The sequence below is a fragment of the Microbacterium proteolyticum genome, from assembly GCF_030818075.1.
Classification (GTDB): Bacteria; Actinomycetota; Actinomycetes; order Actinomycetales; family Microbacteriaceae; genus Microbacterium; species Microbacterium proteolyticum_A.
In genome coordinates this window covers 675,106-697,160 of record NZ_JAUSZZ010000001.1, presented here as the reverse complement: position 1 = coordinate 697,160, position 22,055 = coordinate 675,106, and the positions used below count along the sequence as shown (strand labels likewise).

The window sequence follows — 22,055 nt, the reverse complement described above, 5'->3', positions numbered from 1 at the left end:
TCCTGTTGCGCCGCGGGTAGCATCACCTTGTGAGTTCCCGTCGCGCGACCATCAGCGATGTCGCCCGAGAGGCCGGCGTCTCACCCTCGACCGCATCGGTGGTCTTCAGCGGCAAGACGCCCACCTCCCAGGCGACGCGCGCCCGTGTGCTCGCCGCGGCCGAGAGCCTCGGCTACACCGGCCCCGATCCGCGTGCGGCGTCGTTGCGGCGCGGCCGCTCCGGCATCGTCGGCGTCGTCTTCGATCAGCACCTCGGCACGGCGTTCCTCGATCCCGTGACCACCCACATGATGGACGGTCTCGCCGACGGCGTCTCGCGCCTGGGCGCGGCCCTCCTGCTGCTCAGGGACGACGGCGTGACGGTGAGCGAGCCGTCGCTGCACACCGCTCCCATCGACGCCGCCGTGCTCATCGGGTGCAGCCCGCGCATGCGCGACTCGCTCGAGATCGTCCGCGGTCGCGGCATCCCGGTCGTCGTCGTCGAGGGCGACGCGGGCGAGGGGATCCCCCGCGTGCTGCTCGACAACGCCGACGCGCAGCGCGAAGCCGCGCGTCACCTCGCCGGACTCGGGCACCGGGACGTCGTGATCGTCACCCTGCCCGTGGACGCCTCCCGGCGACGCGGATGGCTGGCCGATGACGCCGCCATCGGCGTCGACGTGACCGCCGACCGTCTGCGGGGGGCTCGCCAGATCTTCCCCGACGCGCCCGCGCTCGCCGCGGCGACCAGCTCGATCGACGAGGGCGCCATCGCCGGTCGCGCGATCTTCGCCGACCCGGCGCACCGGCCCACGGCCGTCATCGCGCAGAGCGATCTTCTGGCCGCGGGCGTCATCCGGGCGGCCGAAGAGGCCGGATTGCGCGTGCCCCAGGACGTCAGCGTCACCGGCTTCGACGGCGTCGTCGTCGACGGGCTTGCTCCTCACATGCTGACGACCCTCGTGCAGCCCGCCACCGCGAAGGGCCGCGCCGCCGGGGAAGCGGTCGCGGCGATGCTCGAGGACGCCGTCCCGTCGGGACTCGACCTCGAATGCGTCTTCCGGGTCGGCACCACGACAGGACCGCCCGCCCGTAGGTGAGGTCGTCGGGTACGTGGGTGTCTCATGCTCCGCATAGAATAGGTTCGACACCCCGAGAGCCCGGGCACCTGCCCGTCGACCCCGAGGAGGCCCGCGCATGTTGATCTTCCTCGGCGCGTTCGCGGCGCTTCCCCTGCTCCTGCCGTGGCTCGTCTCGCGTATCGGACCCCGCGCGTTCTACGTCGCCGCCGTCCTCCCCGCCCTGGCATTCGTCCATGCCATCGTGCTGGCTCCCTCCGTCTTCGCCGGCGACATTCCGTTCGAGGAATACCGCTGGATTCCCGCGATCGACGTCTCGCTCTCGATGCGCATGGATGCACTGGGCTGGCTGCTGACCCTCGTCGTGACCGGCGTCGGTGCGCTCGTCATGCTTTATTGCCGCTGGTACTTCCGCGGCAAGACGCAGGGCGTCGGGCAGTTCTCCGCGGTGCTCCTGGCCTTCGCGGGGGCGATGTACGGGCTCGTGCTCACCGACGACATCGTCGTGCTCATCATGCTGTGGGAAGCCACGAGCGTGCTGTCGTACCTGCTCATCGGCTACTACCACGCCCGATCCGCCAGCCGGCGAGCGGCCCTGCAGGCGCTCCTGGTCACGACCCTCGGCGGCCTGGTCATGCTGATCGGCGTCGTGCTGGTGGTCGTCGAGGCGGGTACGTCGAGTCTGTCGACGATCCTCTCCGAGCCGCCGACGGGCACCATCACCGACATCGCCGTCCTCCTGCTTCTCGTCGGCGCGCTGAGCAAGTCGGCCATCTTCCCGTTCCACTTCTGGCTGCCCGGCGCCATGGCCGCGCCGACCCCGGTCAGCGCGTACCTGCACGCGGCGGCGATGGTCAAAGCCGGCATCTACCTCATCGCACGCCTGGCCCCCGGCTTCGCCGAGACGCCCTTCTGGCGCCCGACCCTCATCACGCTGGGCGTGTTCACCATGCTCCTCGGCGGGTTCCAGGCACTGCGCGAACGCGACCTCAAGCGCATCCTCGCCTTCGGCACGGTCAGTCAGCTCGGCTTCCTGACGGTGATGCTCGGCTACGGAACGCGGGATGCCGCCCTCGCCGGCGTCGCGCTGCTGCTCAGTCATGCGCTGTTCAAGTCGTGCCTGTTCCTCATCGTCGGCGTCATCGACCGCCAGCTCAACACCCGTGACATCGGTCAGCTCTCGGGCCTCTGGCGTCAGGCGCCGGTGATGGCCACGGCCTCCCTGATCGCGATCGCGTCCATGGCTGGTGTCATTCCGACGCTGGGCTTCGTCGCGAAGGAGACCGCACTCACGGCTCTCCTGCACGAGGCCGAGGCCGGCGCGGGGTGGGGCGTCGTCGCGCCGCTGGGCATCGTGCTCGGGTCCGCCCTCACGGCGGCCTACGGCATCCGGTTCCTCTGGGGCGCGTACGGGACCAAGCGCGACGTCGAGACGACCGACTGGCCCGATCCGCCCATCGGCTTCCTGTCGGCGCCTGTGCTGCTGGCCGCGGCCACGCTCGCGCTCGGTGCGCTGTCGCCGATCGTCGACCTCTGGCTCGCGCCCTACGCCGACGCACTGCCGGAGGCGACGCCTGGCGTGCCCGCCCCCGATTACCCGTACCACCTGGCACTCTGGCACGGCCTGGAGCCCGCGCTGTTCATCTCGCTCGGGACGCTGGCGCTCGGCGCGGGTGTGTTCTGGCTCGTGCGCAAGACGCAGCTCCACAAGCGCCGTCGCGTCCTGCCCTTCACCGCGAATGACGCCTACAACCTCACGCTGCGCTCCATCGACCACTCGTCGGAGTGGATCACCGCGCGCTTCCAGCGCGGCTCGCTGCCGTTCTACGTGGGCACGATCTTCGTCGTCCTCGTCCTGGCCGAGGGCACAGCCCTCCTGGCTTCGCGGGAGTGGCGCGCGCAGCTCGACGCCTGGCAGTCACCGGCGCAGCTGATCTCCGCTCCCATCATGATCGCGGCCGGCATCCTGGCGGTGCGGGCGCGCAAGCGCTACACCGGCGTCGCGCTCGTGTCGGTGACCGGACTGGGCATGGTGGTGCTCTTCGCCACGAGCGGCGCCCCCGACCTCGCGCTCACCCAGGTGCTCATCGAGACCGTGACCCTCGTGGTGTTCGCCCTGGTCCTGCGGCGCCTGCCCGCGCGTATGGGCGAGCAGAACGAGTCGGTCGCGCCCCTCGCCCGGGCCGTCCTGGGCGCCGGCGTCGGCCTCACCATGGCGCTCGTCGCCATCGTCGCCACCGGTGCCCGGCAGGACCTGCCGATCTCGCTCGAGTGGCCCCCGCTGGCCTATGAGATCGGGCACGGGCGCAACGTCGTCAACGTGGCACTGGTCGACCTGCGCGGGTGGGACACCATGGGCGAGCTGTCGGTGCTCGTGCTCGCGGCGACGGGCGTGGCATCCCTCGTCTTCATCACCGACCGCAGCGACAACCTCGCCCGCCGCTCCGGCACCGCGCGCAGCGTCGTCGGCCTCGGCCGCCGTCGGCCGCTGGTCGAGACCGACCAGGGCGTGCGTGCGCAGCGCGTCGGCGAGACCGGCGCCCCGCGCGCCTGGCTGGTGTCGGGTGCGAAGGTGCAGCCCGAGAACCGGTCGATCCTGCTCGAGATCGTCATCCGGGTGCTCTTCCACTCCATCATGATCGTGTCGCTCTACCTGCTCTTCGCCGGCCACAACCTCCCCGGCGGCGGGTTCGCGGGCGGTCTCGTCGCGGGAATGGGCCTGGTCATGCGATACATCGCCGGCGGGCGCTGGGAGCTCGGGGCCGCCGCGCCCACCGACGCCGGGCGACTGCTCGGTGCGGGCATGGTGATCGCGGTGCTGTGCGCCCTGACACCGCTGCTGTTCGGCTTCGCCCCGCTGCAGAGCTTCACGTTCGAGGGTGAGTTGCCGCTCATCGGCCACTGGGAATTCGTGACGAGCACCATCTTCGACATCGGCGTGTACCTGGTCGTGATCGGCCTCGTGCTCGACGTGCTGCGCAGCCTCGGCGCCGAGGTCGACCGGCAGTCGCAGCTGCCCGAGGACGCGGAGGTGGTGACCTCGTGAGCATCTCCCTGGTCCTCATCATCGTCATGGCCGTGCTCTTCGCCTGCGGCGTGTACGCCATGCTCGAACGCAGCCTCACCCGGGTGCTGATCGGGTTCCTCCTGCTCGGCAATGCGGCCAACCTGCTGCTGCTGGTCGTCATGGGCGTCCCCGGTCGTGCCCCGTTCTACGACGGGGGCGAGACGGATGCCGCCGACATGTCCGACGCGCTGCCGCAGGCCCTGACGCTCACCGCGATCGTCATCACCTTCGGCATCTCCGCGTTCCTGCTCGCGCTCATCTACCGTTCCTGGCAACTGGGCCAGGCCGACACGGTCATCGACGACGCCGACGACCTCGCTCTGCGCGCGCGCACGAACGAGGAGGTCGAGGATGCCATGGATGAGGAGTCGCGCTCCGACGACGATGACGTCACCACCGACTTCGTCGGCGACGTCGCCTCGCCCATCCGCGTGCTCAACCAGGGCGACCTGTCGTCCCTGGTCGACGACGCGCCGGTCGACCGGGTGGCCGTGGGCCGCGAAGACGACCGCAGCGACTTCCAGGACGGTGATCGCTCATGAGCGCGCTCGTTCCCCTGCTCGTCGGCATCCCGCTCATCGGCGCCGCGATCAACCTCATCTTCGGCCGTCGCAAGAAGGTGCAGATCGTCGTCTCCGTCGCCTCGCTCGCGGCGGTGCTCGTGCTGGGTGCGATCCTGCTCGTCGCCGTCGACACCAGCGGCCCCCTCGCGGTGGCGATCGCGGGGTGGGACATCCCGTTCGGCATCGTGCTGTACGTCGACGTCCTCGCCGCGCTGCTCGTGGTCATCACCAGCATCGTGCTGCTCGCGGTCCTGCTCTTCTCGATCGGTCAGGGTGCTGCCGACAACGACGAGGACACCCCGGTCTCGATCTTCTATCCGGCCTACCTCATCCTCGGCGCCGGGATCTTCAACGCCTTCATCGCCGGCGACCTGTTCAACCTCTACGTCGGGTTCGAGATCCTGCTGGTCGCGTCCTACGTGCTGATCACCCTCGGCGGCACGGAGTCGCGCATCCGCACGGGCGTCGTGTACATCGTCGTGTCGCTGGTGTCGTCGATCCTCTTCCTCGCCGCGATCGCCATGGTCTACGGCGCGCTGGGCACGGTCAACATGGTGCAGATCAGCGAGCGCATGGCACTGCTGCCGCAGGACACGCAGACGATCCTGCACCTCATGCTGCTGCTCGCCTTCGCCATCAAGGCGGCGGTCTTCCCGCTGTCGTTCTGGCTGCCCGACTCCTACCCCACCGCTCCGGCGCCGGTCACGGCGGTGTTCGCGGGCCTGCTCACCAAGGTCGGCGTCTACGCGATCATCCGTACCGAGACGCAGCTCTTCGTCGGCAACGACATCAACTTCCTGCTGATGATGGTCGCGCTCGCGACGATGATCGTCGGCATCCTGGGCGCCGTCGCACAGGCTGAGCTGAAGCGCATCCTGTCGTTCACGCTCGTCAGCCACATCGGCTACATGATCTTCGGGCTGGCGATCAACACACCCCTCGCGATCGGCGCGACGATCTACTACATCGTCCACCACATCATCGTGCAGACGACGCTCTTCCTCGCGGTGGGCCTGATCGAGCGGCGCGCGGGCAGCACCTCGATCCTCAAGGTGAAGGGCCTCATGCGGGGGGCGCCCGTGCTCGCCGTGCTGTACTTCCTGCCGGCGATCAACCTCGGCGGCCTCCCGCCCTTCTCGGGCTTCATCGGCAAGTTCGCGCTCTTCGACGCGGGCGCCCAGGTGGGCACGCCCGTCATGATGGTGCTCATCGTCGGCGGCGTTGTCACCTCCATCCTGACGCTCTACGCCCTCATGCGCGCGTGGAACTTGTCGTTCTGGCGCGAAGACGACGACTCCGCCGAGACCACCGAGCGCATCGCCTACCTCGGCAATGCCCCGGCCGCGGCGATCTCGACCGAGCGCCGCACCATTCCCAGGATCATGACGATCGCCACCGCCGGCATGGTCGCGGTGACCCTCTCGCTCACCGTCTTCGCCGGGCCGCTGCTCGACATGTGCCTCCGGGCGGGGGAGCGGGTGGCCGAGGGCGTCTCGCTCGTGCAGCTCCAGGAACAGGCGGGTGAGGAATGAGTCCGTCGCGTCGATCCCAGGTGTCGCTCTTCCTGCACCAGTTGCCGTTCCTCGTGTGGCTCGTCGCCCTGTGGATGCTGCTCTGGGGCCAGCTGACCTGGCTCGCCCTCATCACCGGCCTCGTCATGGCGGTGTTCGTCACCCGCGTGTTCCGCCTGCCGCCGGTGGAACTCTCCGGCCGCATCAACCTCTGGTACGGCCTCGTCTTCGTCGTCACGTTCCTCGGGGCGGTCGTCAAGGGCTCCCTCATCGTCGCATGGCAGGTGCTCGACGTCCGGCGGCAGCCGGGTGCGGCGATCATCGCGGTGCCGCTCCGGGTCGACGACGACGTGATCATGGCGCACACGGCGGTCACGGCATCCCTCATCCCGGGTTCGCTCATCGTCGACGTCGATCGCGAGAACCGCACGCTGTTCCTGCACACCATCGGGGTGCGAAGCGAGCAGGATGCCGAGCACCAGCGCCGCATCGTGCTCGGGTGGGAAGCGCGCATCACGCGAGCCGTGGGGTCGAAGGAGGAGCTGCAGGAGCTGCGGGCCCGCATCGCCGACAGCTCGGCGCACCACGCCGACCCGACCGCTCGAGGGCGGAGGGCCTCGCAATGACCACCGTGCTCGTCGCCGTCATCCTCGTCGTCTTCGCCGTCGCGGCCGTGCTCGCGCTGATCCGCCTCGTCATCGGACCCTCGATCCTCGACCGCGCCGTCGCCGCCGACGTGCTGCTGACCGAGGTGGTCTGCATCCTCGGCGCCGACATGGTGATCAACCACCACACGCGCTCCCTCCCGGCGATGCTGGTGATCGCAGCCATCGGCGTGTTCGGCTCGATCGCGGTCGCCCGCTTCGTCGCGCGGAAGGAGAACCCGAGATGAGCATCGAGGCCGTTCTCGACACCATCGCGCTCGTGCTCGTGCTGATCGGCGCGGTGCTCTGCCTGACCGCGACCATCGGTCTGCTGCGCTGGCGCGACGTGCCCACGCGCCTTCACGCCGCGACGAAGCCCCAGGTGCTCGGCGTGCTGCTCATCGTGATCGCCGTCGAACTGACGCTGCGCTCGTGGGAGGCACTGGCGTTCGGCATCCCGATCGTGCTCATCCAGTTCGCGACGGCTCCGCTCGCCGCGCACATGGTGGGCCGCGCGGCCTACCGCAACCGCACGACCGACGAGGCCAACCTGTTCGTCGACGAGCTGCACCACAGCACCGAGCAGCCCGGAGCGACCGGAGCCGAGACCCGGCCCGAGAGCTGAGTCAGACGCCGGCCTCGCGCACGTCGCGCAGCGCCTCGGGCGACGGGCTGCCGTCGGCGGGCTCGGGCGTGCGGGTGCGATGGTCGAGCTCGCGCGCCTTGCGCTCCTGACGGCGGCCCTCCGCGAGGAAGGCCAGGCGGTTGAGGCACTCGTGGTTGCGCAATGTCAGCAGCGGTTTCCACAGCAGGGAGGGCAGCACCGACGCCGCGCCGGAGACGGGTTCTTCGAGGATCGTCACCGCGATCCCGTCGCCATGCTCGCGCACGTCGATGCGGATGACTCCACGGCCCAGGATGCCGGCCTCCGGCCGCAGCCGCAGGCGGCGCGGCGGGTCCCACTCCACCAGCTCGGTCTCGTCGTGGATCATCACGGGCCAGACGCCGAGGGAGTGGTGGATGCGGGCGCCCTCCCGGGGCCACTCGGGGTCGACGTCGCGCATGCGCGCCGCGCCCACGACCCACACGGGGTAGAGCCATCCGTCGGACAGCACGGCGAAGAGGTCGTCGGGGGTGCAGTGCATCAAGCGCGTGTTGCGGGCGGCCATGGCATCCCTTCATGAGGCGTGCCTCGAATGTAGGGGACGGATGCCGGAGGGCCGGTGGGACTTGACGCGTCGGGCGAATGATCTGGTCGCTGCAGACGCGTGCGGTGTTCGGGGCATCCGCGGGTGGGGGCTCGCGCCGGTTCGGGGGGTGCGGCTCGCGCCGGTTCGGGCCGTGCGTGATGAGCGGAGGGTGGGGGAGGAGGGGAGGACGGATGCCGGGAGTTTCGTCCTCCGTTGGTCCCTGGTCCTCCGCTGGTCACGGGCGGCGCCCGCGGGGCCGAGCGGGGTGCGTGAGGAGCGGAGGGCGGGGGACGAGCGGAGGACCGCGAGCCGGGCATCGTCCTCCCCGGGTCCCTGGTCCTCCGCTCGTCACGAAGGCGCAGACGGGTCAGTCGCGCGTGATGTCGGTGACCACGCCCTTCGCCAGGCGGAGGCGTCGGCGGGCGCGGCGGGCCACGGCGGAGTCGTGCGTCACGACGACGAGGGTCAGGCCCTCGGCATTGAGCTCCGTGAGCACATCGAGGATCTCGTCGCGCATGCGCTCGTCGAGGTTGCCGGTCGGCTCATCGGCCAGCAGCACCCGCGGCTGCTTCGCGACCGCGCGGGCGATCGCGACGCGCTGCTGCTGGCCACCCGACATCTCGCCGGGGCGATGGTCGGCGCGGTCGGCCAGGCCGACGCGGGCGAGGGCCTCCGTCACGCGCCGCCGCCTCTCGTCGCGGTCGAGTCCGAGCGGCTCGAGGCCCATGTCGACGTTCTCGGCGGCGGTGAGGGTGGGGATGAGGTTGAAGCCCTGGAAGACGAAACCGATCTCCTCGGCGCGCAGCCGCCCGAGTTGTGCGGGGGAGGCCTGCGCGATGTCGACGTCGCCGAGCATCACCGAGCCGGTCGACGGGCGATCGAGGGCGCCGAGCATCTGCAGCAGCGTGGACTTGCCGCCGCCGGTGGGTCCCTGGATGGTGACGAAGTCGCCCGCGGCGATGTCGAGGTCGACCCCGGCGAGGGCCTGCACGGTGCGGTCCCGTTGGCGGTAGGTGCGGGTCACGCCGCGGAGGCTGAAGGCGGTGGTGGTGGCGATGAGGGTCATGGTGTTCTCCTTCGAAGGACGGGGGATGCCGCTCACGCGACCGAGCGGAGGGCGGCGGCGGGGCTGAGACGCGCGGCGCGCCACCCGCCGAAGGCACCGGCGAGCACACCGCCGAGCACGGCGATGCCCACGGCCGCCACGACGACCACGGGGGTCACCGGTGCACTGAGCACGATGTCGGTCGCCTGCGCGGCGGCCTGGCCGAAGCCGCCGGGACCGCCCATGCCGGGACCGCCCTGCCCGCCGGGGCCGCCGGCCGGGGTCGCCGACGTCACCGAGATGGTCGGCGAGATGACGTTGACCAGCAGGATGCCGCCGAGCCCGAGGAGGAGTCCGGCGATCCCGCCGATGAGGCCCTGCGCGAGCGATTCGCCCGCGACCTGGCGCACGATGCGGCCGTTCGACCATCCGATGGCCTTGAGGGTGCCGAACTCGCGCGTGCGGCGGGCGACGCCCGAGATCGTGAACAGCACGGCGAGGGCGAGGGCGACCAGAAGCACCACGACCGACAGCCAGGTGCCCAGGTTGGAGATCATCGCCGACGCGCTCGACAGCGACCCCGAGACGCTCGCGGCGAGCTCCGACTGCGAGCTGACCGTGGCGTCGGGCAGCGCGGCGGTGACCTCGCTCTGCACCGCGTCGATGGCATCCGCCGATGTCGCCTGCACGTACACGGTCGAGACGACATCGCCGACACCGGCGAGCGTCTGGGCGACGTCGAGAGGAAGGTAGACGTTGGCGGCCGTGTCGGCCTCGGCGGAGGCGGATGCCACGATGCCGACGATCTGGATCGCCGTGCCGGCCACATCGACCGTGCCGCCGACGGACAGACCCGCGCTCGCCGCGTAGGTGGCGTCGACCACGGCCACGTTCGCGCCGGCGTCGGAGGCGTCGAGTGCGCGGCCCTCGCTGACGGTGACCGAGGAGAGCGGGCCGACGGACGCCGCGGGGTCGACGCCGAGCACGCTGAACGAGTCGATGCCGAACGCACTGCCGCCCTCGCCGCCGGGGCCACCGCCGGTGGGCGGCTGCTGCGGCATCCCTTCGCCCTGTGCGGTTTCGGTCTGGGCGCTACGGTCGGGCAGCTGGCCCGAGAACGTCGTGTTGGTCAGCGACAGTGCGCCCGTGGCGGCCGAGACGCCGTCGAGGCCGGCCACCGTCGGCACCGTCGAGGCGTCGAGCGTGCCGCGTCGCATGTCGGTCATCAGCCGAGACTGGCTGAGAGCCGTCGTGCCGTCGCTGGTCTCACCCTCGTCGGCGCCGAAATCGAAGCGCGGCCCGCCGCCCTGACCGGGCTCGGTTTGCGCGCCGGTCACGGTGAGGTCGGTGCCGACGCCGTAGACCGACGACAGCGCCTGCGACTGCGCGTCGCGCACGCCCGCCGAGAGGGCGTTGACGACGATGACGAGGGCGATGGCGATCGCGAGGCCGACCGCGACGATCACGGTCTGTTTCGTGCGGCCGGCGAGCTCGCGCCGCAGGTAGGTGCCGTACATACTTCTCCTTCCGGACGCGGGGTGCGGCCGTCTCAGGAGACGGTAGGAACGGCACCCTCACCGCTCCCTCACGGTTCCTATGAAGCACGTATGTCGCGTGACACGGGCGGCGGGGAGCGTGCATGCTGGCTCTCGTGACCTCCCGCCCCGCCCCACTCGCCCGCCCCGACGGCTCACCGATCCGCGTGCTCGTCGTCGACGACGAGGCGAACCTCAGCGACCTGCTCCGCATGGCGCTGCAGAACGAGGGCTGGGAGGCGCGCACCGCCGCGAACGGTCAGGAGGCGCTGAACGTCATCCGCGAATTCGCCCCCGACCTGCTCGTGCTCGACATCATGATGCCGGGGCTCGACGGCATGGAGCTGCTGGCTCGGGTGCGGGCGGCCGGTAACGACGCGCCGGTCCTGTTCCTGACCGCGAAGGATGCCGTCGAAGATCGCATCGCCGGCATCTCCGCGGGGGCCGACGACTACGTCACCAAGCCGTTCAATCTCGAGGAGGTCATCGTGCGGTTGCGCGGCATGGCCCGCCGACACGTCGCAGCGGTCGCCGACGCCGATCCGCGACTGCGCGTCGGCGACCTGTCGCTGGACGAGGAATCGTACGAGGTCGAGCGCGGTGGCATCCCGATCAAACTGACCGCCAAGGAGTTCGAGCTCCTGCGCTATCTGATGCAGAACCCCCGCCGCGTCCTGAGCAAGGCGCAGATCCTCGATCAGGTGTGGAGCTACGACTTCGGCGGCAACGGCAGCGTCGTCGAGATCTACATCTCGTATCTCCGCAAGAAGATCGACACGCTCGGCGAGCCCCTGATCCACACGGTGCGCGGGGTCGGCTACACGATCAAGGCGTCATGACGCGGGCCCGCTGGACGCTGCGGCGCACCCTGGTCGTCGGCACGAGTGTGCTGGTCGCCCTGGCCTTCGTCGCGATGAGTCTGGCGACGATCGTGGCGCTGCGCTCCTTCACCCTCGACCGTCTCGACCAGCAGGTGAGCGAGGGACTGTCGTTCGCGGTCGATCGCGACGGGTTCTCGCCACCCGGCGGGGGCTCGCGCCCGGCGGGGCTGGATGACGACCGGCCGGCGCAACGCATCGGAACCCTGCAAGCGGTGATCGGCGGCGACGGCGCCGTCGAACGCGCGGGCTATACGCGGGCCGACGGAACCCCGGTCGCGCTCAGCGACGAGCAGATCGCGACTCTCCGCGCGGTACCCACCGACCGTACGCCCACCACGGTCGATCTCGGCGGCGATCTCGGCGCCTTCCGCGTGGCTGCGGCCATCGACGACGGGACCACCGTCGTCGTCGGCAGCTCGCAGTCCGACGTCACCGCCACCACCTCGGCGTTGACGGTCATTCTCGTCGCCGTGTCGGCCGTGACGTTGCTGATCGCGGTGCTGGGCCTGTCGCTCTTCGTCCGACGCAGCCTGCGCCCGCTCGACCGGGTGGCGGGGGTCGCCCAGCGCGTGGCGACCCTCTCGCTGAGCGCGGGCAGCGTCGACATCCCCGACCGGGTCGAACCCGCCGACACCGACGCGGCGACCGAGGTGGGCCGGGTGGGCTCGTCGCTGAAACGACCTGCTCGGACACGTGCAGTCCTCCCTCGCCGCGCGGCACCAGAGCGAGGAGCAACTGCGGCGGTTCATCGCGGATGCCAGTCACGAGCTCCGGACGCCGCTGGCGAGCATCCGCGGCTACGCGCAGCTCTCCCTCGGCGAAGATGCGCCGATGACGCCGACCCAGGCCCGCTCGTTCGACCGGATCGAATCGGAGGCGCAGCGGATGGCATCCCTCGTCGACGACCTGCTGCTGCTGGCACGGTTGGATGCCGGCCAGCCGCTGCGCCGCGACGAGGTCGAGCTGACTCTTCTCGCGGTGGATGCCGTGAGCGACGCGCAGGCGGCGGATGCGACGCACGAGTGGCGCCTCGACGTCACCGACGACCTCATCTCGGTGACCGGCGACGAAAACCGGCTGCGGCAGGTCGTGGCGAACCTGCTGCGAAACGCCCAGACGCACACCCCGGCAGGGACGACGGTGACGCTGTCGCTCGCGCGCGAGGGGACCGAGGCGGTGCTGCGCGTGGTCGACACGGGCCTCGGCATCGATCCGGGTGTGGCCGATCGGCTCTTCGACCGCTTCGCCCGCGCCGACGACGCGCGCAACCGGGATGCCGGGAGCACCGGGCTCGGACTCTCGATCGCGCAGGCGATCACCGAGGCGCACGGCGGCACGATCACGGTCGAGAGCGAGCCGGGGCGGACGGTGTTCGAGGTGCGACTGCCGGCGTGAAGCCGAAGGCTGCGGCCTCGGCGCGGGCTGGTCGGGCCCCTCGGGTGCCGCTTGTCTCCGGTCCCGGCGGATCCTGCTCTTAGGAACGCCCAAGGTTCGGTGAGGGACCCGTTTGGGTGGCGCCGCCACCATCGTGGCCGTGCCCCCGGTCCCGTTCTCCGCTTTCCGCCGTCCCGCGAGGGCGACCACCGCATGTCGCGCTCGCCCACGTCTCGCGCGGGGAGAGCACCCGCGACATGACCCGCGGTGACGGCATCGTCTTCTCCCTCACCGGACCCGACGACTCCCCCTCGCCCTCGAACGCCGCCGAGCCGGGGCGCCCCCAGCACGAATTCCGCCCGTGAGCAACGCCCTGGGCACTGCGCCGAGACACGCCTAGCGTTCGGTCACCTGTGCCCCCCAGAGGACCCCCCATGTCTGTGCCTCCCGACGCCGACTTCGTCGTGCTCACCAGCCGTCTGGCCCCCGACCGTGACGGCGGCTACGCCGTGGCGGTCGCCGCCCGTCTCCGCCTCCTCCGTTCGATCGGAGTGGCGCGTCCCCTGCTGTTGACGTTCGACGTCGCCGCCGCCGACGACCGCGCCGAGGTGTCGCGAGACGATGCGCAGGCGGAGTTCGAGACGCGGAATCTCTTCCAGGAGCTCCGCGACGACTCGTCGTGGCTGTACGGGCAGGCGCGCGACGGCCGGCCCGACCCCGAGACCGCCTATCGCGTCATCCGAGATGCCGCGGGACGCGAGGTGGTCTCGCTTCCCGTGATCAGCGGCGACCCCGGTTGGTATCTGACGACAGCGCCCGTCGTCGTGCCGGGAGAGCAGGGCCCTCGAACGGTGGCAGGGTTCAGCGAGCTATGGCGGGCGTGGCTGACCCGGGTGGTGGCGCAGCTGCGTTCGCGCGCCGGCGACGACCAGCGATGCATCGTCCTCATCTGCGAGTCCAAGCAGCTCGGCGAAGTGATCGCCGATTGGGCGGATCCGCACCTGCGCATCGTCCACACCGTCCACAACTCGCATCTCGCGCCGCCGTACGAGCCCGGGTCGGCCGTGCGCGACGACGGGTGGCGCCGATGGCTGGGCCTCCTCGACCGCTTCGACGCCGTGGTCTGGCCCACGGCCTCGCAGATGAGCGACGTGGCCGCGCGCTTCGGCGGGCACGAGGGTTTCGTCGCCCTGCCCACGCCGATCCCGGCGACGCCGACGGTGGCTGCCGAGCCCGACCTCGGTCGTCCGAGGCGAGGAGCCCGAGAGGTGCTCATGGTGAACCGGCTCGTCGCTCAGAAGCGCGTGGACGCCGCGATCTCGGCATGGCCGCGGGTGCTCGAGAACGTACCCGACGCGCAGCTCCACATCTACGGCGACGGTCCGCTGCGCGACGTGCTGCACACCCTCGTCGAGGAGCGCGGTCTGACCGAGAGCGTTCATCTGCACGGATTCTCCGACCATGTCCGGGATGCCATGCGCACCTCCGCGGTCTTCCTCTCCACGAGCGCCTTCGAAGGGCAGAACCTCGCCATCGGCGAGGCGTTGACGAGCGGCCTGCCCGTCGTCGCGTTCGACGTGCGGTACGGCCCTCGGGAGTACGTGGGCACGGGGGGAGTCCTGATCCCGCCGGACGACGTCGAGGGGGTCGCGGCCGCCCTGACGGAACTCCTCACCGACGACGCCCTGCGGAGCGAGGTGGCCGGACGTGCCCGCGAGGAAGCGCGGCGGCTGAGTCCCGAGAGGGTCGGTTCGGAGTTCGCGCGTGTTCTCGGCGACGTGGTCGCCCGCCCGGCGCGGCGGCGGGATGCGGCCTGAGCCGAGCGGGAGGGAGCGCGGTTCCGGCCGGGTCAGCCGCGGGGTGCGGCCCGGTCCCTTCGACAGGCTCGGGGCCGCGGATAAGACTCCGGGAGCCGCCGGACATCACCGGACACCGCGGAACGGGCCGGAGCCGCCGGGACCCGCGTCAGCCGATCAGGCTCGGCTGCAGGTCCTTCAGGGTGCGGTGATGCGTCATCCGCGTCACGCCGATCGCCGCCACCAGCACGCCGCCGACCATCCACGTGCCCAGCACCAGCAGGTCCGGCCCGACGCGCGAGAGGTCGCCGCCGTACATGACCTGCCGCATGGCATCCACCACGTACCCCATGGGCAGCACATGATGAAGCGCCGCCAGCGGCGCGGGAAGCGTCTGCCACGGGAAGGTCCCGCCGGCGGTGACGAGCTGCAGCACCATCAGAACGAGTCCGAGGAACTGCCCGACGGAACCGAGCCAGACGTTCAGCGCGAGCACGATCGCCGCGTACGTCGCCGAGGCGAAGAGCAGGATGCCGAGGGCCGCAGCCGGGTTTGCGAACGAGAACTGCAGTGCGATCGCGAGCACCGTGAACAGCCCCACCATCTGCAGGGCGCCGAGTCCCGCCGGGGTCAGCCAGCCCGCGAGCGTCACGCGCACGGGAGACCGCAGCGCCGTGATCGCGCGCTTCGAGACGGGCTTGACGATGAGGAACAGCGCGTAGATGCCGATCCAGCCCGCCAGGGCGGCGAAGAACGGGGCGAGACCGGCGCCGTAGTTCTGCGCCTTCGTCAGGGCGCTCGTGCCGACCGCGACCGGGTCGGAGATCGCCTGGGCCTGGGCCTGCCGGGTCGCATCGTCGGAGTCGGGGATCTGCTCGACCCCCGCGGCGAGCCCGTCGCGCAGTTGCGTCGCCCCCGTCGAGAGCCGGCCGATGCCGCCGTCGAGCTGGGCGGCGCCGTCGCGCAGCTGAGCCGAGCCGTCGCGAACCTGCGCGGCACCGGATGCCGCGGTGCCCGCGCCGTCGGCGAGGGCCGAGGCGCCGTCGGCCGCGCTCGCCGCGCCGGTGGCGACGGTCGCGCTTCCCGCGGCGACCTGCCGGGCTCCCGCGTCGAGCTGGTCGATCTGGGCGACGGTGTCTTGCACGCGTTGGTTCGCCGTGGCGAGGCGGTCGCCGACCGGGTCGAGCCGGGCGAGGATCTCGTCGATCCGCGCCTGGTCGAGGCCCGCGTCGGTCAGGGCCCGCGCGATGTCGGCCCGCGCCTGGGGCAGCAGGGAGGCAGCATCGCCGGCGGCAGAACCCACCCGCTGGGCGGCGGCGTCGATGCGGTCCACGCCGCCCGCGACCTGCTGCGCACCGGCGGCGACCTGCGCGGAGCCGTCGCGCAGCTGGGCGCTGCCGTCGCGCAACTGGTTCGCGCCGGCCGAGAGCTGCGCGGTGCCGTCGGCCAGCTGCGATGCGCCGTCGGCGAGGGTCGCCGAGCCGCTCGCGAGCTGCGCGGAGCCGTCTTTCGCCGTCGCCAGTGCGTCGACCAGCTGGGTCGCCCCGGTGGTGGCATCCACGAGTTTCAGGCGGATGGTGTGCAAGGCGTCGAGCAGGGTGAGTCCCGCTTCGTCGATGACCTTCTGCGCGACGGATGCCTGGATCCGCGCGACCGCCTGCGTGCCGATCGTGGAGGCGAGGTAGTTGTTCGCGTCGTTCGTGCGCAGTTCGATGTCGGCCTGGCGCGGGCTGTCGCTCGACAGCGAGGCCACGGCATCCGTGAAATCGGCGGGCAAGATCACGATGAAGTCGAAGTCGCCCGCATGCAGGCCCGCGTCGGCCTGGTCGGACGAGACGCGGTGCCATTCGAACGTGTCGCTGTCGACCAGCTGCTCAGCGGCCTCGTCGCCGAGGTTGCGCTGCTGCCCGTTGACCTCGGCGCCCTGATCGTCGACGACGAGCGCCACGGGGACGTTGGAGAGGTTGCCGTAGGGGTCCTGGTTCGCCCAGAGGTACAGCCCGCCGTACAAGATCGGCACGGCGAGCAGAGCGATCAGGGCGATGACCGACATGCGCGTGGACGTGAGGCGGCGCAGTTCCGCCGTGATCATCTGCGGAATCTTCACTTCGCGACCTCCCGGGCGTCGATGGCGGTGCGCGAGGCGTGCCCGGCGATCACCAGCACGGCGTAGCCGCGCTCGGCGAACTCCTCGGCGATCCGCCACCAGTCGAGCGGTTCGCCACCGTGCCGATCGGGGGCGACGAGCACGAGCCCCTCGACGTCGGCGCGGAGAGTCGCCAGCTCGAGCAGCAGCCGGATGCGCGCCGACGGCTCGACGGTGCCGATGGGCAGGCCGGCGATCGCGTCGAGCCCGATGCCCGCCAGCCAGCGGGCGGCGGCGAACGGGGTGGGCGCGTGACCGGCGAACATCAGCTCTTCGGCGACGACGCCGGTGACCGAGACGTTCGGCTCGGGCTCGGAGACGATGGGCGCGTCGACGAGGGCGATGCGGCGGCGCAGGGTCCTGGCATCCACCCGTCCGTCGACGGTGACGGTGCCGCGATCGGTCTTCATGCGGCCGGATGCCACGAGGCCCAGCACCGTGGGACGCTGCTCGGTCTCCGCGACGACGAGGCTCGCGCGGCCGGTCTCGAACGCCGTCGAGGTCTCGGGCAGGGCGCTGCGGCCCTTGGCGACGGCGTCGACGACGATCTTCACGACGCCTCCAGATCGGGGTGGTCGGCGAGCAGCGCGCGCGCCTCGGTCCACGAGAGCCCCGCGATGCCGAGCACCGCGCAGACGGCGATCGCGCGTGCGGTCGCGCTCTCGGCGTCGACGCGCGCGACGACCGTGCGGCCGGTCTCTTCGAGCAGGCGCGACAGCGTGGGGGCGGGGAGGTCGGTGCGCAACTCTCCGGCCTCTTGTCCGCGGCGCACGATCTGGGCGATGCGGCGGCGCAGCGGCGCGAGGGCCGCGGAGGTCTCGGCGAGGTGGGCGTCGTCGAGCGCGAGGGCCGCAGCGGCTTGGACGTGCGCGGCTTCACGCCAGAGTTCGGATGCCAGGCGGGCCAGCGCGACGCGCGAGTCGGCGTCGTCGATGCCCGCGGCGATGGCGTTGAAACGCTCGGCGCCGGCGGCGATGACCTCGCGCACGATGGCGTTGCGGTCGTCGAAGTGGCCGTACAGGGCGCGGCGGGAGAGTCCGGCGCGGCGAGCGATGGTGTCGATCGACGCGCGCGGGTCGTGTCCGATGGCCGCGGTGGCGGCGTGGAGGATGCCGGCGCGGTTCTCGACGGCGTCGCGGCGGGTGGAGGTGCTCACGACGGCCCAGTGTACGCCGAAGTTGCACACGTGTGTGTAGTTTCTTGGGCCGCGACCCGCGCGCCGCCGCCGCGCCTCACCCTCGGCCGCCGCCCCCTCGCTGACTTCGGCGAAATGTACGCCGAGATGCACTCGGGGCGTGCATATGGCCGAAGTCACCGATGCCGGGCGTCGAGCGCCTCGCTGCGGGTCCGGGCCCCGAGCGCGTCGCGGCGATCCCGGGCCCCGCGCGCGTCGCGGCGGGTCGCCCGTGCGCCTTTCCTCGTTGACTTGCGCGAAATGTACGTCGGGGCGCACTCCTCGCGTGCATATGGCCGAAGTCAGCGATGCCGGGCCCCGAGCGCCTCGCGGCGGGTCGGGCTCCGAGCGCGTCGCCCGCGCTCCTTTGATCGTTGACTTGCGCGAAATGTACGTCGGGGCGGACTCCTCGCGTGCATATGGCCGAAGTCACCGATCCCGGGCCCGAGCGCCTCGCGGCGGGGTCGGGCCCCGCGCGCGTCGCGGCGGGGTCGGGCCCCGCGCGCTCCTCGCGTGCATATGGCCGAAGTCACCGATCCCGGGCCTCGAGCGCGTCGCGGCGGGTCGGGGCGTCGAGCGCGTCGCGGCGGGTCGGGCTCCGAGCGCGTCGCGGCGGGGTCGGGCTCCGAGCGCGTCGCCCGCGGTCCTTTGATCGTTGACTTGCGCGAAATGTACGTCGGGGCGGACTCTTCGCGTGCATATGGCCGAAGTCACCGGGGGGGGCGACGCCGAGCGCACGAGAGCCCGCGACGCTGCGCGCCGCGGGCTCTCGTCGAAGGTGTGCGTCAGTCGGTGCCGGAGTCGAACGCAGCGGACTCTCCCGCGGCGTCGGTCGCTTCGGCGAGGCGCTCGCCGTCGGCCGAGAGCGGTGCGGCGGGCTCGGTGATCTCGTGGGCGCCGCCCGCGGCGACGTCGCCGACGAGCTCGCCGGTCGGGCCGCCGATGAGGCCGAGGCTCGCGTACTGCTCGAGCCGTGCGCGCGAGTCGGCGATGTCGAGGTTGCGCATGGTGAGCTGGCCGATGCGGTCGACCGGGCCGAAGGCGGCGTCGCCGACGCGCTCCATCGAGAGTTTCTCGGGCGAGTACGACATGCCGGATGCCACGGTGTCGAGGATCGTGTAATCCTCACCGCGGCGCAGGCGCACCGTGACCGACCCGGTGATGGTCGATCCGACCCACTTCTGGATCGACTCGCGCAGCATGAGCGACTGCGGCTCGAGCCAGCGGCCCTCGTACATCAGGCGACCGAGACGCCGCCCCTGCTCGTGATAGGTGGCCAGGGTGTCCTCGTTGAGGATGCTGTTGACCAGGCGCTCGTACGTGAGGAAGAGCAGCGCCATGCCGGGGGCCTCGTAGATGCCGCGCGACTTGGCCTCGATGATGCGGTTCTCGATCTGGTCGCTCATGCCGAGGCCGTGACGGCCGCCGATGGTGTTCGCCTCGCGGACGAGCGCGACCGGGTCGTCGAAGCGCGTGCCGTTGATCGCGACCGGGCGACCGGCCTCGAATTCGACTGTGACGTCTTCGGTCTCGATCTCGACCGCCGGGTCCCAGAAGCGCACGCCCATGATGGGCTCGACGATCTCGAGCGAGACGTCGAGGTGCTCGAGCGTCTTGGCCTCGTGCGTGGCGCCCCAGATGTTGGCATCCGTCGAGTAGGCCTTCTCGGCGCTGTCGCGGTAGGGGAAATCGTGGGCGACGAGCCATTCGCTCATCTCTTTGCGCCCGCCCAGCTCGGTGACGAAGTCGGCGTCGAGCCAGGGCTTGTAGATGCGCAGCGCGGGGTTGGCAAGCAGGCCGTAGCGGTAGAACCGCTCGATGTCGTTGCCCTTGTAGGTGGAGCCGTCGCCCCAGATGTCGACGCCGTCCTCCTTCATCGCGCGCACGAGGAGCGTGCCCGTGACCGCACGGCCCAGCGGCGTGGTGTTGAAGTAGGTGCGGCCGCCCGAGCGGATGTGGAACGCGCCGCAGGCGAGGGCGACGAAGCCCTCTTCGACGAGCGCGGTCTTGCAGTCGACCAGGCGCGAGACCTCGGCGCCGTACTGGGTGGCGCGACCGGGGATCGACTCAATGTCGTCTTCGTCGTACTGCCCGAGGTCGCCGGTGTAGGTGCAGGGGATGGCGCCCTTGTCGCGCATCCACGCGACGGCCACCGAGGTGTCGAGACCACCCGAGAACGCGATGCCGACGCGCTCGCCGACGGGAAGGGACTGAAGGACCTTGGACATGCTCTCGATTCTATTGCGGCGCGATGACGAGCCCCGGTGCGGTGCGACGACCCGGGGACCTTCGGTGCAGGGGAGGAGGGGTCAGCCGACCGTGACGCCGGTGATGGTCACCGGGTTCGCGGGGGCGCCGTCGGGGCCTCCGGTTGCCGTGCCGCCCGCGGCGATCTGCTGCACCACCGACAGGCCCTCCGGCGACATCGTGCCGAACACGGTGTAGTTCGGGGCGAGTTCGGTGTCTTCGTATACGAGGAAGAACTGCGACCCGTTGGTGCCCGGGCCCGCATTGGCCATCGCGACGGTGCCCGCCGGGTAGGTCTCCGTCCCGTCGAGCTCGTCGGCGAAGCGGTAACCGGGGCCGCCGCGTCCGGTGCCGGTGGGGTCGCCGCACTGCAGCACGAAGATGCCCGAGGTGGTGAGCCGGTGGCATTCGGTGTTAGAGAAGTACTGCTGCTGCGCGAGCGAGACGAAACTCTCGACCGTACAGGGGGTGCGCTCGCCGTCGAGAGTCAGCGGGATGTCGCCCGCCGAGGTCTGCAGCACCGCCTGCACCTCGCCGGTGGGCTGCTCGGTCCCCGCCGCCGGCGGTGTGACATCGACGGCGGGCTGGCCGGACGACGGGTAGGAGCAGTCGCCCGAGACGGCGCCGGCGCTCGGCGTGCTCTCGCTCGAAGGGCTCGTCGCCGGAGCCGGCTCGGTCGACGCGCAGCCGGCGAGCAGGAGCAGGGCGGAGGCGGCGACGGCCGCGGACATCAGTCGAATGCGCACGTGCACCAGGGTAAAGCGTCTACTTGCTGCGGAGCGCGACCAGGTCGAGCGCCGCTTTCTCGAACCAGCTGCCGGCGGCCGGTCCGCCGTTGCATTCGCCGTCGCTCTCGCCCGGACGCTTGATCCACAGCAGCGCGTCGAGGCCACCGCTGCCGGAGACGGCCCGCGGCGTCGTGCCGAGGCCGACCCCTGAGGGGTTGCACCAGTCGCCGGTCCAGCCGCGGCCGTTGCGCGAGGTGTCGATGACGTAGCGGGCGGTGCCTCCCAGCAGCGTCCGCAGGCTCTCGGCGTAGCGCTGCTCGTCGGCGGTGAGCTTGAAGTTGGAGACGTTGGTGGAGAAGCCGCGGGCGCTCGCCACTCCCGCGGCACGCAGGCGCTCCGCCATCGTCTCGGCGGGGATCCAGTTGGAGTTGCCGGCATCGATGTACGAGGGGACCCCCGCGTCGGCCAGGACGCGCACCGCGTCGGCGATGAGACCGAGGCGGTCTCCCTGCCCGTCGCACTGTCCGAGCATGGACAGTGCGTCGGGTTCGACGATGGCGACGGAGGGCGTTCCCCGCAGCGTCTGCGCGATGAGGCGGGTCCACCGCTGGTACCCGGCGGCGTCGAATCCCCCGGAGGAGTAGAAGTCGCAGTCGCGGGCCGGAATCGCGTAGAGGACGAAGACCGCGGTCTTCTTCTGCTGGATCGCGGCTCCCGACTCCGCCCGCAGCACGCGCACGAGCGCCGCGTCGTCGTACCACTCGCCCAGCCAGACGGCGGTCGGCTGGCTCGCGATCACCCCGATCTGCTTCGCCACGCTCGTGCGCCCGGCCGCCGCAGCGGCCTTCTGGGCTTCGGCCGCGGCGGAGTACGTGGGCATCGCCGGACCGGATGCCAGGGGGTTGCTGCTCGGAGTCGTCGCGGACGAGACCTCCCGTGCCGAAGCAGGCGCCCCGACGAAGAACGACAGGGCGGCGGCGAGGGCGCCCGCGATGAAGCGACTCCTCCAGGACCTTGGAGACATCGGCATATCTTGGTGCTTTCTTCAGGCAAAACGGGTGATTCATTATGCCTATGCAAAGCTTTTTCCGGATAC

The 22,055-nt window shown here is 71.1% G+C and carries 19 protein-coding genes; 10 read left to right on the top strand and 9 right to left on the bottom strand.

Going from position 1 to position 22,055, the window contains the following annotated elements; genetic code table 11:
- Positions 1–29 precede the first annotated feature (29 nt).
- The 7 genes from QE392_RS03315 to mnhG all read left to right on the top strand — a co-directional run bounded on the left by QE392_RS03315 (position 30) and on the right by mnhG (position 7,468).
- Positions 30–1,079: a LacI family DNA-binding transcriptional regulator gene (locus QE392_RS03315; protein WP_307447867.1), complete on the top strand. Its 1,050-nt coding sequence runs from the start codon at positions 30–32 to the stop codon at positions 1,077–1,079.
- Between the two features lie 97 nt (positions 1,080–1,176).
- Positions 1,177–4,104: a Na+/H+ antiporter subunit A gene (locus tag QE392_RS03310; RefSeq protein ID WP_307447862.1), complete on the top strand. Its 2,928-nt coding sequence runs from the start codon at positions 1,177–1,179 to the stop codon at positions 4,102–4,104.
- Positions 4,101–4,667 carry a Na(+)/H(+) antiporter subunit C gene (locus QE392_RS03305; protein WP_307447859.1) on the top strand — a complete coding sequence of 189 codons (567 nt, stop codon included), beginning with the start codon at positions 4,101–4,103 and terminating at the stop codon, positions 4,665–4,667. The genes QE392_RS03310 and QE392_RS03305 overlap by 4 nt, the downstream gene beginning before the upstream one ends.
- Positions 4,664–6,220, top strand: coding sequence for a Na+/H+ antiporter subunit D (locus QE392_RS03300; RefSeq protein WP_307447856.1), 1,557 nt, complete (start codon positions 4,664–4,666; stop codon positions 6,218–6,220). The genes QE392_RS03305 and QE392_RS03300 overlap by 4 nt, the downstream gene beginning before the upstream one ends.
- The gene (locus QE392_RS03295) at positions 6,217–6,825 is read left to right on the top strand and encodes a Na+/H+ antiporter subunit E (RefSeq protein WP_307447853.1); all 609 of its coding nucleotides are present in this window, start codon (positions 6,217–6,219) and stop codon (positions 6,823–6,825) included. Before QE392_RS03300 ends, QE392_RS03295 begins: the two co-directional genes overlap by 4 nt.
- On the top strand, positions 6,822–7,091 hold the full coding sequence (locus QE392_RS03290; RefSeq protein WP_307447850.1) for a monovalent cation/H+ antiporter complex subunit F: 270 nt from the start codon (positions 6,822–6,824) through the stop codon (positions 7,089–7,091). The genes QE392_RS03295 and QE392_RS03290 overlap by 4 nt, the downstream gene beginning before the upstream one ends.
- Complete coding sequence (gene mnhG, locus QE392_RS03285; protein ID WP_307447847.1) at positions 7,088–7,468, top strand: monovalent cation/H(+) antiporter subunit G; 381 nt, start codon at positions 7,088–7,090, stop codon at positions 7,466–7,468. The genes QE392_RS03290 and mnhG overlap by 4 nt, the downstream gene beginning before the upstream one ends.
- A gap of 1 nt (position 7,469) precedes the next feature.
- Here mnhG and QE392_RS03280 read toward each other — a convergent pair whose 3' ends face one another.
- The 3 genes from QE392_RS03280 to QE392_RS03270 all read right to left on the bottom strand — a co-directional run bounded on the left by QE392_RS03280 (position 7,470) and on the right by QE392_RS03270 (position 10,595).
- Positions 7,470–8,012, bottom strand: coding sequence for an SRPBCC family protein (locus tag QE392_RS03280; protein ID WP_307447845.1), 543 nt, complete (start codon positions 8,010–8,012; stop codon positions 7,470–7,472).
- 388 nt (positions 8,013–8,400) lie between these two features.
- Positions 8,401–9,099: an ABC transporter ATP-binding protein gene (locus tag QE392_RS03275; protein WP_307447840.1), complete on the bottom strand. Its 699-nt coding sequence runs from the start codon at positions 9,097–9,099 to the stop codon at positions 8,401–8,403.
- A 32-nt stretch (positions 9,100–9,131) separates the two neighbouring features.
- Positions 9,132–10,595 (bottom strand): ABC transporter permease, encoded by a 1,464-nt coding sequence (locus QE392_RS03270; RefSeq protein WP_307447834.1) that lies wholly within the window; start codon positions 10,593–10,595, stop codon positions 9,132–9,134.
- 122 nt (positions 10,596–10,717) lie between these two features.
- Between QE392_RS03270 and QE392_RS03265 the strand changes: the two genes are divergently transcribed.
- The 3 genes from QE392_RS03265 (at position 10,718) to QE392_RS03255 (ending at position 14,685) form a co-directional block, all read left to right on the top strand.
- The gene (locus QE392_RS03265; RefSeq protein ID WP_307447831.1) at positions 10,718–11,452 is read left to right on the top strand and encodes a response regulator transcription factor; all 735 of its coding nucleotides are present in this window, start codon (positions 10,718–10,720) and stop codon (positions 11,450–11,452) included.
- A 735-nt stretch (positions 11,453–12,187) separates the two neighbouring features.
- Positions 12,188–12,889 (top strand): sensor histidine kinase, encoded by a 702-nt coding sequence (locus QE392_RS03260; RefSeq protein ID WP_307447829.1) that lies wholly within the window; start codon positions 12,188–12,190, stop codon positions 12,887–12,889.
- Positions 12,890–13,302: 413 nt separating this feature from the next.
- Positions 13,303–14,685: a glycosyltransferase gene (locus tag QE392_RS03255; RefSeq protein WP_307447826.1), complete on the top strand. Its 1,383-nt coding sequence runs from the start codon at positions 13,303–13,305 to the stop codon at positions 14,683–14,685.
- Between the two features lie 148 nt (positions 14,686–14,833).
- On the opposite strand, the gene QE392_RS03250 is transcribed toward QE392_RS03255, so the two are convergent.
- The 6 genes from QE392_RS03250 to QE392_RS03225 all read right to left on the bottom strand — a co-directional run bounded on the left by QE392_RS03250 (position 14,834) and on the right by QE392_RS03225 (position 21,983).
- Positions 14,834–16,771, bottom strand: a complete 1,938-nt coding sequence (locus tag QE392_RS03250) for a YhgE/Pip family protein (RefSeq protein WP_307447822.1) — start codon at positions 16,769–16,771, stop codon at positions 14,834–14,836.
- Complete coding sequence (locus tag QE392_RS03245; protein WP_307447820.1) at positions 16,768–17,364, bottom strand: hypothetical protein; 597 nt, start codon at positions 17,362–17,364, stop codon at positions 16,768–16,770. The genes QE392_RS03250 and QE392_RS03245 overlap by 4 nt, the downstream gene beginning before the upstream one ends.
- Positions 17,361–17,966: a TetR/AcrR family transcriptional regulator gene (locus QE392_RS03240; RefSeq protein ID WP_307447817.1), complete on the bottom strand. Its 606-nt coding sequence runs from the start codon at positions 17,964–17,966 to the stop codon at positions 17,361–17,363. The genes QE392_RS03245 and QE392_RS03240 overlap by 4 nt, the downstream gene beginning before the upstream one ends.
- Positions 17,967–18,769: 803 nt before the next feature.
- Complete coding sequence (gene argG / locus QE392_RS03235) at positions 18,770–20,212, bottom strand: argininosuccinate synthase (RefSeq protein WP_307447815.1); 1,443 nt, start codon at positions 20,210–20,212, stop codon at positions 18,770–18,772.
- An 81-nt stretch (positions 20,213–20,293) separates the two neighbouring features.
- On the bottom strand, positions 20,294–20,977 hold the full coding sequence (locus tag QE392_RS03230) for a peptidylprolyl isomerase (RefSeq protein ID WP_307447812.1): 684 nt from the start codon (positions 20,975–20,977) through the stop codon (positions 20,294–20,296).
- Between the two features lie 19 nt (positions 20,978–20,996).
- Positions 20,997–21,983: a glycoside hydrolase family 6 protein gene (locus QE392_RS03225; protein WP_307447809.1), complete on the bottom strand. Its 987-nt coding sequence runs from the start codon at positions 21,981–21,983 to the stop codon at positions 20,997–20,999.
- Positions 21,984–22,055 lie beyond the last annotated feature (72 nt).